Annotated in this window: 12 protein-coding genes; 6 read left to right on the top strand and 6 right to left on the bottom strand. The window is 38.0% G+C overall.

Translation table 11 applies throughout. From position 1 onward, the window contains the following. Positions 1-20: 20 nt before the first annotated feature. Positions 21-587 (bottom strand): D-glycero-beta-D-manno-heptose 1,7-bisphosphate 7-phosphatase, encoded by a 567-nt coding sequence (gene gmhB, locus PR800_RS03790; protein ID WP_102139911.1) that lies wholly within the window; start codon positions 585-587, stop codon positions 21-23. Between the two features lie 168 nt (positions 588-755). Here gmhB and metN point away from each other — a divergent pair, with 168 nt between their 5' ends. From metN to proS, 6 genes are all read left to right on the top strand, one after another. Further along, the gene (gene metN / locus PR800_RS03785) at positions 756-1,787 is read left to right on the top strand and encodes a methionine ABC transporter ATP-binding protein MetN (protein WP_210844071.1); all 1,032 of its coding nucleotides are present in this window, start codon (positions 756-758) and stop codon (positions 1,785-1,787) included. Then, on the top strand, positions 1,780-2,433 hold the full coding sequence (gene metI / locus PR800_RS03780; RefSeq protein WP_004257375.1) for a methionine ABC transporter permease MetI: 654 nt from the start codon (positions 1,780-1,782) through the stop codon (positions 2,431-2,433). Before metN ends, metI begins: the two co-directional genes overlap by 8 nt. A gap of 59 nt (positions 2,434-2,492) precedes the next feature. Further along, positions 2,493-3,314 (top strand): MetQ/NlpA family lipoprotein, encoded by an 822-nt coding sequence (locus PR800_RS03775; RefSeq protein WP_004257378.1) that lies wholly within the window; start codon positions 2,493-2,495, stop codon positions 3,312-3,314. 126 nt (positions 3,315-3,440) lie between these two features. Continuing rightward, positions 3,441-3,842 carry an Rcs stress response system protein RcsF gene (rcsF, locus tag PR800_RS03770; protein ID WP_102139914.1) on the top strand — a complete coding sequence of 134 codons (402 nt, stop codon included), beginning with the start codon at positions 3,441-3,443 and terminating at the stop codon, positions 3,840-3,842. Positions 3,843-3,849: 7 nt separating this feature from the next. Further along, positions 3,850-4,569, top strand: coding sequence for a tRNA (N6-threonylcarbamoyladenosine(37)-N6)-methyltransferase TrmO (gene tsaA / locus PR800_RS03765; protein WP_272530237.1), 720 nt, complete (start codon positions 3,850-3,852; stop codon positions 4,567-4,569). 99 nt (positions 4,570-4,668) lie between these two features. Beyond that, complete coding sequence (gene proS / locus PR800_RS03760; RefSeq protein WP_102139915.1) at positions 4,669-6,387, top strand: proline--tRNA ligase; 1,719 nt, start codon at positions 4,669-4,671, stop codon at positions 6,385-6,387. A gap of 65 nt (positions 6,388-6,452) precedes the next feature. On the opposite strand, the gene chbG is transcribed toward proS, so the two are convergent. The 5 genes from chbG to chbC form a co-directional block, all read right to left on the bottom strand. Continuing rightward, on the bottom strand, positions 6,453-7,208 hold the full coding sequence (gene chbG / locus PR800_RS03755) for a chitin disaccharide deacetylase (RefSeq protein WP_102139916.1): 756 nt from the start codon (positions 7,206-7,208) through the stop codon (positions 6,453-6,455). 34 nt (positions 7,209-7,242) lie between these two features. Further along, the gene (locus PR800_RS03750; RefSeq protein WP_102139917.1) at positions 7,243-8,601 is read right to left on the bottom strand and encodes a 6-phospho-beta-glucosidase; all 1,359 of its coding nucleotides are present in this window, start codon (positions 8,599-8,601) and stop codon (positions 7,243-7,245) included. A 109-nt stretch (positions 8,602-8,710) separates the two neighbouring features. Then, positions 8,711-9,577, bottom strand: coding sequence for a transcriptional regulator ChbR (chbR, locus tag PR800_RS03745; protein WP_102139918.1), 867 nt, complete (start codon positions 9,575-9,577; stop codon positions 8,711-8,713). A gap of 10 nt (positions 9,578-9,587) precedes the next feature. Then, positions 9,588-9,935 carry a PTS N,N'-diacetylchitobiose transporter subunit IIA gene (chbA, locus tag PR800_RS03740; protein WP_102139919.1) on the bottom strand — a complete coding sequence of 116 codons (348 nt, stop codon included), beginning with the start codon at positions 9,933-9,935 and terminating at the stop codon, positions 9,588-9,590. Between the two features lie 43 nt (positions 9,936-9,978). Next, positions 9,979-11,337 (bottom strand): PTS N,N'-diacetylchitobiose transporter subunit IIC, encoded by a 1,359-nt coding sequence (gene chbC, locus PR800_RS03735; RefSeq protein WP_036957985.1) that lies wholly within the window; start codon positions 11,335-11,337, stop codon positions 9,979-9,981. Positions 11,338-11,407 lie beyond the last annotated feature (70 nt).

Below are 11,407 nucleotides of genomic sequence, written 5' to 3'. Positions count from 1 at the left end.
TTGCTTATCACTCAAAACGACTATTTTTTGATTCTTTTTAAGGCTTCTGGCAGCTCTGCAATGCTACTAATAACAATATCAGCGTTATTTATTCCTTCATCTGTTACAGCTTCGCCACTTTTTACTAATACCGTTGTGCCAACTTTAGCTGCTTTTCCTGCTTGTATATCAGCGAGCTTATCACCCACCATAATAGAAGAAGCCATATCTATATTTAAAAATGATTGCGCATCTAATAGCATTCCAGGTTTTGGCTTACGGCAATTGCAGTCTTGGCGATATTCTTCAACATCAGCATCAGGATGATGCGGGCAAAAGTAAATACCGTCTAAGTCCACACCTCTGTCAGCTAATGACCAATCCATCCATTCAGTTAGTTGCATAAATTGGTCTTCTGTATAGATACCACGCCCAATACCAGACTGGTTAGTTACCACAACTAATGCATAACCCATTTTCTTTAATTCAATCATTGCCTCAATTGAACCTTCGATAAATTCGAAATCATCAATTTTGTGTACATAGCCATGATCGATATTAATTGTTCCATCTCTATCTAAAAAGACTGCTGGGATCCCGTTACTCACCTGTTCACTCCTAAAATTTAATCTCTTTTTAGTATCTCATGAAAAGAAATAAAAGGAGAATAGAATAAATAGAACAATCTTTATTGACTTAGACGTCTAGACGCCTTAACATCCAACATTATTAGATACACTATCTAAAAACAATTCAGATAAAGTTAGAAACTATAAATGATAAAGCTCTCAAATATTAATAAAGTTTTCCAGCAAGGAAGCCGTAACATTCAAGCGCTTACTGATATTAGCTTGCATGTGCCTGCTGGTCAGATCTATGGCGTTATTGGCGCTTCAGGTGCGGGTAAAAGTACGCTTATTCGTTGCGTGAACATGCTTGAGCGTCCAACTTCAGGCCAAGTTATTGTCGATGGACAAGATTTAACATCAATGACTGAAAAAACGTTGACGAGAGCACGTCGCGGCATTGGCATGATTTTCCAACATTTTAACCTGTTATCTTCACGTACTGTTTTTGATAACGTTGCTCTCCCTTTGGAGCTAGATAATACGCCTAAAGAAAAAATTAAAGAGCGAGTGAATGAGTTACTCGATTTGGTTGGGTTAACTGAAAAGAAAGATGCATACCCAGCAAACCTTTCTGGCGGACAAAAACAACGTGTTGCTATCGCTCGCGCATTAGCTAATTCGCCTAAAGTATTGCTCTGTGACGAGGCGACAAGTGCATTAGACCCCGCAACAACGCGTTCAATTTTAGAATTATTGAAAGATATTAATCGCCGATTAGGCCTAACTATCTTATTGATTACTCACGAAATGGACGTTGTAAAACGTATTTGTGATCAAGTCGCTGTAATAAGTGGTGGGCAATTAATCGAGCAAGACAAAGTGAGCGAAGTATTCTCTCACCCGAAAACACCTGTCGCTCAAGCGTTTATTCAATCAACATTAGTGATTGATATTCCAGATGATTATAAAGAACGATTAAAAACAGAGTCAGGTAAGGACTCATCACCATTACTCAAACTTGAATTTACAGGGCAGTCTGTTGATGCTCCTTTAATTTCAATGGCTGTACGCAAGTTTGATATTGATATTAATATTTTAAGTTCACAAATTGACTACGCTGGTGGCGTAAAATTTGGGGTGATGTTAGCCGAGCTACATGGCATTAATGGTGGCGTTGAATCCACAATTGCATTTCTGAAAGAGCATCACGTGAAAGTAGAGGTTTTGGGTTATGTCTGAGAGAATGATTTATCTGCTGATTAACGGCACAATTGACACTATCACAATGACCTTTGTTTCCGGCTTTTTGGGCTTTGTTTTAGGTTTACCATTAGGTGTATTGCTCTATATTACACGCAAAGACCAAGTAATGGAGAATGTAGGGCTATATCGAGCTCTTGCAGTTGTCGTAAATATTTTCCGTTCAGTGCCATTTATTATTTTACTGGTTTGGATTATTCCATTAACTTCGTTTCTTGTTGGGACGACTATTGGTTTAAAAGCGGCAATCGTGCCTTTAACAATTGGCGCTGCACCGTTTATCGCTCGCATGGTTGAAAATGCGTTATTAGAAATTCCAAGTGGCTTAATTGAATCAGCCCGCGCGATGGGAGCGACTCCGCTTCAGATTATTCGTAAGATTTTAATCCCAGAAGCATTACCAAGTTTAATTAATGCAGCCACTATCACATTAATTATGTTAGTCGGATATTCCGCCATGGGTGGTGCTGTTGGTGCAGGTGGTTTAGGACAAATCGCACTGCAATATGGTTATCAAACTTATAATCCTGTTGTGATGAATACCGTTATTGTTCTCCTCGTCATTTTAGTAAATCTAATTCAGTTTGGTGGCGAGTATTTAATGAAAAAAGTTTCACATCGATAGTTAGTAAAATAGCTGCGCCGTTGAGGTGCTTATAAAGTCCGTATTAAAGGGGTAAAACAATGTCTATTAAATTAAAATCTATCGCAGTTGTCGGCGCGCTATTAGGCACACTCGTTCTCACTGGTTGTGGTGAGAAAGAGAAAGATGCTAACAGCATTAAAGTTGGTGTGATCATGGGCAAAGAATTAGAAGTTGCTGAGGTCGCGCAAAAAGTTGCTAAAGAAAAGTATGGTTTAAATGTTGAGCTTGTTTCATTTAATGACTTCGTTTTACCTAATGAAGCATTGAGCAAAGGCGATATCGATGCAAATGCATTCCAACATAAACCTTATCTTGATCAGCAAATTAAAGATCGTAACTATAAATTAGTCCCTGTTGGAAATACCTTTATTTATCCAATTGCGGCTTACTCTAAAAAAATCAAGTCGGTAGATGAACTCGCTGATGGTTCACAAATTGCGTTACCAAATGACCCAACTAACTTGGGCCGTTCATTACTGTTACTACAGCAACAAGGTCTAATTAAATTAAAAGATGGTACAGGTTTAATGCCAACTGTTTTAGATGTTGTTGAAAATCCAAAGGATCTAAAATTTGTTGAGTTAGAAGCCCCTCAATTGCCTCGTGCTTTAGATGACCAAAAAATTGCATTAGCGATTATTAATACGACTTGGGCAAGTAGTGCGACACCTAAATTAACCCCAGCAAAAGATGGTTTATTTGTTGAAGATAAAGATTCACCATACGTAAATATTATTGTTGCTCGTGAAGATAATAAAGATAGCGAGAACGTAAAGAAATTTATTCAAGCATATCAATCGGATGAAGTGGCAAATAAAGCTAATGAAGTCTTCGATGGTGGTGCAGTTAAAGGTTGGTAATCTTTTTTATTATTTAAAAAGCGATTAAAATACTAGACGGCTTAACGCCGTCTAGTATTTTTTGTAATTTGTAGACTATAAAAATATCACGGCATTATTTTGAACCACATAAGAAAGGTATAATTTATGAGACTGTTATTGCTCACTTTGGTGACATTTGTGTTAGCCGGGTGTGGAATTAACCAATACACGAGTCCAGGGCAAAATAAAGGTTTCACTAGTATGAAATTATCTAAACCTGTACCAAGTGTGACAGAGCCTGACACAGCAAACGTTAAATTAATGAATAGTCCAGAAGAGTTATTAGGGATGCCTTTCAAAGATTTGGGTGTTGTCTCTGGGGAATCTTGTCGAGAAAGCGTTCAAAGCCCTCCGGCAAATTTAAATACCGCAAAAAACAGCATGTTATCACAAGCTGCCTATATTGCTGCTGATGCCGTACTTTTACATCAGTGCCAAACCATGACCTCCCCGGGGTGTTATCAGGCAACAATTTGTGAAGGCAGTGCATTACAAATTGTTGAATAAAGATCTTATGCAATCTTTTCAGTTTAATGTTATTGGGCACATTGAATCTCCGTATAAAGAAAAGTTTGCAATCCCTCGCCAACCTGGACTTGTTCAGGGAGGTGCGGGGCGCTTACATTTGCATTCGCCATTTAACGACCCTAATTCGGTACGAGGACTCAATCAATTTAGCCATGTGTGGGTTTTATTCGTTTTTCATCAAACGATGGAAAATGGTTGGAAACCACTGGTGCGTCCTCCAAGACTCGGTGGCAATGAAAAAATGGGGGTTTTCGCAACCCGTTCAACATTTAGGCCAAACCCAATAGGTATGTCACTTGTTGAATTACATGGAATAACAGTAAAAAACAACCAGGTGATCCTTGAGCTTGGTAGCCTTGATTTAGTTGATGGCACTCCTGTTATCGATATAAAACCTTATTTACCTTTTGCTGAAGCAGTATCAAACGCAACCGCAGGGTATGCGCAGGACACTCCTTCAGATGATATGCAGGTTATATTTACCCCACAAACAGAAACTGAATTAGATGCTTATCAAAATCAGTATCCGGGCATTAAACAATTTATTTCACAAGTCTTAATGCAAGACCCTCGCCCCGCATACAAAAAACAATCGACTGAAACTCGTGAGTATGCAGTCCATTTATTAGATTTTAATATTCGTTGGCGAGTAATTGATGGTGTGACTGAAGTATTCGCTATCGAACCATGCGAAAAATCACGTTAACCCCTTTTGGCAAGCCTCCGTCACTGGTAGACTAGCTCACTATATACCTTGGCAAATAAATCGTTTGCCATAACTTATTGTTCTAATGGAACCTATACAATGCGTACTAGCAAATATCTGCTCTCAACTCTAAAAGAGACCCCTGCGGATGCAGAAGTTATCAGCCATCAGCTGATGCTGCGTGCAGGAATGATCCGTAAACTTGCTTCAGGTCTGTATGACTGGTTACCCACCGGTGTGCGTGTTCTACGTAAAGTAGAAACCATCGTTCGTGAAGAAATGGAAAATGCAGGCGCTATAGAGGTATCTTTACCCGTTGTTCAACCTGCAGATTTATGGCAAGAAAGTGGTCGTTGGGAACAGTATGGTCCTGAATTGCTACGTTTTGTTGATCGTGGTGAGCGCCCGTTTGTTCTCGGTCCGACTCATGAAGAAGTGATCACAGATTTAGTGCGTAACGAAATCACATCTTACAAACAATTGCCATTGAATTTATTTCAAATTCAAACCAAATTCCGTGATGAAGTTCGCCCACGTTTTGGTGTGATGCGTTCACGTGAATTTATTATGAAAGATGCATATTCTTTCCACATTAGCCAAGAATCATTGCAAGAAACCTATGATGCAATGTACGAAGCCTACACCAAAATTTTCACACGTATTGGTTTTGACTTTCGTGCTGTTCAAGCTGATACCGGTTCTATCGGTGGCAGCGCATCCCACGAATTCCAAGTATTAGCGAAAAATGGTGAAGATGACGTCATTTTCTCTACTGAATCTGATTACGCAGCTAATATTGAATTTGCAGAAGCATTAGCACCAACAACACCACGTGGCGCTCCAACAGAAGAAATGCGTCTGGTGGATACACCAAATGCAAAAACAATCGCGGAGCTTGTTGAACAATTCAATTTACCTGTTGAAAAAACCGTTAAAACATTGATTGTTCATGCGAAAAAGGATTCAGGCCATACACTAGTCGCTTTGTTAATTCGAGGCGACCATGAGTTAAATGAAATCAAAGCAGAAAAACATCCTTTAGTCGCTAGCCCATTAGAATTTGCCACTGAAGCTGAAATCAGAAATGCGGTGAATGCAGGCCCTGGATCTTTAGGCCCTGTAAATATGCCACTACCGATTGTTATCGACCGTAGCGTTGCAGTAATGAGCGATTTTGGTGCAGGTGCAAATATTGATGGTAAACACTATTTTGGCATCAACTGGGAACGTGATTTAGCATTACCACAAGCTTTTGATTTACGTAACGTTGTTGAAGGTGACCCAAGCCCAGATGGTAAAGGTGTACTGCAAATTAAACGCGGTATCGAAGTTGGTCATATATTCCAATTAGGCACTAAATATTCAGAAGCAATGAAAGCTTCAGTCCAGAATGAGGATGGGCATAACCAAATCGTCACTATGGGTTGTTATGGTATTGGTGTAACGCGCATTGTTGCCGCTGCTATTGAACAAAGCCATGATGATCGCGGAATTATTTGGCCGGATGCAATTGCTCCGTTCCAAGTGGCTATTTTACCGATGAATATGCACAAATCTTATCGTGTTAAAGAAGTTGCAGAAAAACTTTATGCTGACCTAAAAGCAAACGGTATTGATGTAATTTTCGATGACCGTAAAGAGCGCCCAGGCGTGATGTTTGCCGATATGGAGCTGATTGGTGTTCCATACACTATCGTTATTGGTGACCGTAACTTAGACAACAACCAAATTGAATATAAATCACGCCGTAGTGATGATAAAGAACTGGTTGGCCTAGAAAATATCATTAGCTTCCTAAAAGGTAAGCTCGGTAAATAAAATAGGTTAAAAGCTAGAAAATAAAGCCCAAATGTCAGTTATTTCATTGAATTTGGGCTTTTTCTTTAAATATCGCGATACGAACCAATCTTAAAACCATGCGCCAAAATCTGTGATTTTAAACTCTCAGATGTTAATACTTCCAATTCATTTAAACGTGGATAAGCATAGTTACTTTTTAGTAGTGCATTATCAATAAAAGCAGGATGACTCATAACTTCAATAGAGTTATTCCCTTGCGCTTTAGCTTCATTAATAATATTCAAAAACAACGCTTCTGAAATTTCATCACCATAAAACTCACTACTGAAACAATCAGTGCTTGCCACTTGATATGATAATGGCGGCCAATTTTTCTCTAATTGGCGGTCAACTCGTAACGCAACACCCTTGTTTTGGGCGAAAGCTACAACAATTGGAAAAATACCCTCAATCATATGAACATGATGATGGCTATCAATATGGCTCGGTTTTCGACCAAAAATTTCGATAAATTTTTGATATTGCTGATTTAGTTCTTGTTCAATTTCAACCAATGGTAAGTCATTAATATCAATATCCCAAAGCCATTTACCCAACATTCCATCACGGCTGAGTGTCGGCATTGATGAGAAAGGCTTCCCAGCCGTTAAAACAAAATGCATACCCACAGCTAGATTCGGATTTTCTTGGCTTAATTTAGCTGCATGGGATATTGCGGGCATATTCATCATCGCGCTTGTTGAATGAACAACCCCATTACGATGAGATTCGATAATGCCGTAATTAACCGCTTCACAGAGTCCAAAATCATCGGCATTCACAATAAGTAATATAGCCATATGCTCTCCCTTAACACTATAAGCTATTAGCTTATTAACCTTCTTGCTCAAGCTGTTGTATTGCTTTAGCAAAGTTCGGTAGATATTTTTTATGAGCGATAAGTAATTCCTTAGAAATTAAACGCGCATCGTTATCAGAGTGAATTAATGGGTTCAAATTCATCGCCAATAATACATCATTAAACTGGCCATTTACTGCGGCTTGGCTAGTGGTAATTTCAAAATTTTTTAAGGTATAAATTAAGCCAAGGACTTTATCATCAAAGTGTTTTACACGTGGGTGCGGTTTTGCACCATCACGGCCTAATATACATGTCATTTCGACTGTCCAGTCTTCAGGGATATTATCGATATGTCCATGATGTGGAATATTAACGTAGTGCTCAGTTTGTTTGTCATTGTATATCGCATTGATGACTTCACAAGCCGCATCTGAATAATAAGCTCCACCTCTTAATTCAAGCTCTTTAGGTTTTACATCTAATGTTGGGTTTTTGTATAGTTCAAAGAGTTGATGTTCAACTTTTTGGACAATTTGTGCCCTAGCGCCACCTTTATAATATTCGCCAAGCTCAATTGCTAGCATCTCCTTAGGTTTAAAGTAATACAATAAGTAGGAGCATGGGATCAGATTTAATCCACGAATTAGGCCTTCGTCAAAAGCAAGATCAGTAATGTTTTTAACTGAATTTGCACTTAACGTTCCAGAGGCAATACCCTCTAATAATTCATTAAATCGCGATGAACCATTTACAATAACATCTTTGATAAAAACCATATGGTTTAAACCAAATAAATCGATAGATAACTCATCGCTATTAGATAATTTTAAAACATCGGTAATAAACATTTTCATACCGATTGGGATATTACAAACACCAATAAAACGTTTGAAGTTGGTATGGCGATATACCGCTTCAGTTACCATCCCTGCTGGGTTGGTAAAATTAATCACCCATGCGTTAGGGCAGATCTCTTCGACATCTTTAATAATGTCAAAAATCACAGGTATAGTTCGTAGCCCTTTAAATAAACCACCAGCTCCATTGGTTTCTTGTCCTAAATAACCATGTTTTAAGGGGATTGATTCATCTAATTCACGTGCTTTTAATTGCCCAACTCTTAATTGAGTTGTGACAAAATCAGCGTCTTTTAATGCTTCTCGCCTATCAAGCGTTTTAAATATTTTGAGTGGTATATTGGCATGTTTAACCATTCGCTCGCATAAATTATAGATAATATCTAATTTTTCTTTACCTTCTTCAACATCCACTAGCCACAATTCAGTAATAGGTAATTCATGGTAGCGTTTAATAAAACCTTCCAGCAATTCAGGAGTGTAGCTACTCCCCCCACCAATAGTGACAACTTTTAATTTCTGTTTCTGAGTCATATTAACCTCATTGTACCTTTATAATAGACATAGAAAAGCACACCATCTTTATAAAAAAGATGGATATGCTAGAGATTTTTAGAAATGGAAAGCTTATTTAGGTAATAATTTAACCTACCATTTTTTGTTCAACACTAAATAGATTTTTTCGGTAATCACTCGGTGTTAATGAAGTTAGCTCTTTAAATTTTTTCACAAATAAACTTGGACTGCTATAACCTGATTCAAAAGCAATATCTGTAATTGAATAGTTAGTTATTTCAAGTTGCTTTTTAGCAAAATTAATTCTGATATCATTAATAATCTGCATTGGCGTTTTGCCATAATAACGTTTTGTTGCTCGGGTTAAGTATTCTTGTGATTTCCCCGTTATAGAGATCATATTTTGTAGAGCACTTTCACTAAACATAGCGATATCATGCATTTCTTCCAATGTACTTTTTAGCCACTGAGGTGCATCATCTCGCATACTTTTTTCACGATAATGACGCAATCGATTTACCACATTAAATGTAACTAATTCAATAAATTCATTAAATTCACTGTCGCGAAAATTTAACGATGCGATCACAGACTCTATATAAGCCATAAATTCATTTTTCAATTGATAGCCTTGTGATGCAACAAAACAACTTGGTAATAGTGGTAAATAATGTTTATCAAAAAATGATTTGCTAATACCTACATTCAATATTCGTGTTGGCCCAAAATCATAAGAGCTTTCGTGATAAGAGCCTATCGGAAGAAAAATAAAATCACCTCGCTCTAATAAAACTTTTTTTCCATTAATTATTTGATAACAACGACCCGTTAAAACGATCATATACTCATAATAATCATGTTGATGCAGTCCACTTGCACTCTCAACTTTATTATAAATAAAGACATGAAAGGTTTTATTATTAAAAAGCTCACTTTCTTGAACTAGTTTAACTTCAGCATTAGTGTCGGTTCTATTCATCAGTGCCTGCATCATGGCTCCCTCTCTAATGGTTTAATTTTTCATGTAACTCAATTAACTCTGTAATTAATTCACGGGCTAACATGGCATTCATTAAATGATCTTGTGCATGAACCAGAACTAAACTAACTTTGATCCGCCCCTCCCCCATATCACTTTCAATCAATTGAGTTTGCACTTTATGCGCCTCATTCAGCGAAGAGTGCGATTGCTCCATTAAACTTTTTGCTGTCGCAAAATCACCTTCTTTCGCCTTTTTTAATGCGGTATAAGCTAAGCTTCTTGCTTGTCCTGCATTAATAATCAGTCCCATGACAACTTCTTCAAGTTCATCTGTAGTGGTATCGTCTTGGATATCATTAAGTTCAAACATATTTTTATCTCTTTTTAATGGGAGGAGCACGCTCCTCCCTATTTTAAAACTTCAGTGCGTTAGCAATATCTTCTTCACTTTCTTCTTCATCGATTGTGTTTTGTGCTTTATTCGAAATCACAACGAATGGAAGATAAACGAGTACCGCCACACCAAGGTTAAATAATGCAAGTAATAAGGCAGCGATACTACCATTAGTATTGAAGAATGCAGCTAGCCCTGTTGGCATTGTCCATGGTGCGATATTCGTCACTGGTGGGATAATCCCTAAATAATAAGCTGCAACCATTATTCCTGCTAATAGAGGCTGAATAAGAATAAATGGAATAAACATTACTGGGTTCATAATGATCGGCAGACCAAAGATAATCGGCTCATTAATTTGGAAAATACCTGCTGGTAATGCTAATTTCGCAACCTGGCGATGATCGGCACGACGAGATGCAATAAAGATAGCAATAATTAATCCTAATGTAGCCCCGGTTCCACCTAAGAATACATAGGAATCAAGCATCGGTTTTGCCCACATATGGAAAGATTTACCCGCGGCAATCGCAGCGTCAACTGAACCATACTCTGCATATAAAGACACGTTTTCTAATGCCCACGGAGTCATTATTCCACTGTCTAATGCAGTTAATGCGAGAGAGCCGTGAATACCAAAGAACCATAATAGAGAGGTAAATACAACATATGCCCAGCCAACAACATTCCCCATAGAGGCAAGTGGTGTGGATACTGTGTCCATAATGATTTGATGGAAATTACTACTAATACCACTTAGTGCCCACGACACAATTCCCATAATCGATAAGATAATAAAACCAGGAATAAGTGCAGAAAATGAGCGAGATACGGATGGCGGTACACTATCTGGTAATCTAATCACCCAATTACGGCGAACAATAAAAGTGAACATTTCAGCAACGACTAACCCTAGAATAATCCCTGAAATGATATTTGCCCCACCGAGCCAATTAGCACCAACGGCATAAGCACCATTGACGTCATATGGTGTGACTGTCATAAAAGAAGCAACAGCCAACAAACCAGCAGCAAGTGGATCAACCTTGCGCTCTTCCGCAAGTGCCATTGCAATAAAGAAAGGGGCCATTAAGGACATAATTCCCAATGTCCCGTTATAAACGTTTCCACCAATGGCTTTAAAACCATTTAGTGTTTCTATCGTTGAAGGCTCTAGTCTAACCCCCAAAGAATAGAAAAATGACCCTGTATCAAAGCTCAGAAAAACATTATTAATTAACACAAACATTGCCCCAACTAAGGTCAGAGGCATAATTCGAATAAAACCATTCTTTATTGCATTAACATGAGGTTGCTTTCCCAATCTAACCGCGAATGGAAGGAGTACCTTTTCAAGCGAAGTGATAAAAAGACTCATAAAAATACCCTCAATTTTTTGAGTGTGCTCCATTCTTAACTCATTACGTTATATTAATAGCGTTAATGTT

Source organism: Providencia sp. PROV205 (assembly GCF_028479505.1).
GTDB classification, from domain to species: domain Bacteria; phylum Pseudomonadota; class Gammaproteobacteria; order Enterobacterales; family Enterobacteriaceae; genus Providencia; species Providencia huaxiensis.
The sequence above is the reverse complement of the archived record's forward strand: the minus strand, read 5'-3'. Positions and strand labels throughout refer to the sequence as shown.

What these genes read in the sequence shown, in the direction of transcription:
- chbR (WP_102139918.1), bottom strand. Translation starts at nt 9,577, where the DNA reads ATGATGCAGGCACTGATGAATAGAACCGACACTAATGCTGAAGTTAAA.
- chbA (WP_102139919.1), bottom strand. Translation starts at nt 9,935, where the DNA reads ATGTTTGAACTTAATGATATCCAAGACGATACCACTACAGATGAACTT.
- PR800_RS03775 (WP_004257378.1), top strand. Translation starts at nt 2,493, where the DNA reads ATGTCTATTAAATTAAAATCTATCGCAGTTGTCGGCGCGCTATTAGGC.
- metN (WP_210844071.1), top strand. Translation starts at nt 756, where the DNA reads ATGATAAAGCTCTCAAATATTAATAAAGTTTTCCAGCAAGGAAGCCGT.
- PR800_RS03750 (WP_102139917.1), bottom strand. Translation starts at nt 8,601, where the DNA reads ATGACTCAGAAACAGAAATTAAAAGTTGTCACTATTGGTGGGGGGAGT.
- proS (WP_102139915.1), top strand. Translation starts at nt 4,669, where the DNA reads ATGCGTACTAGCAAATATCTGCTCTCAACTCTAAAAGAGACCCCTGCG.
- chbG (WP_102139916.1), bottom strand. Translation starts at nt 7,208, where the DNA reads ATGGCTATATTACTTATTGTGAATGCCGATGATTTTGGACTCTGTGAA.
- tsaA (WP_272530237.1), top strand. Translation starts at nt 3,850, where the DNA reads ATGCAATCTTTTCAGTTTAATGTTATTGGGCACATTGAATCTCCGTAT.
- chbC (WP_036957985.1), bottom strand. Translation starts at nt 11,337, where the DNA reads ATGAGTCTTTTTATCACTTCGCTTGAAAAGGTACTCCTTCCATTCGCG.
- metI (WP_004257375.1), top strand. Translation starts at nt 1,780, where the DNA reads ATGTCTGAGAGAATGATTTATCTGCTGATTAACGGCACAATTGACACT.
- rcsF (WP_102139914.1), top strand. Translation starts at nt 3,441, where the DNA reads ATGAGACTGTTATTGCTCACTTTGGTGACATTTGTGTTAGCCGGGTGT.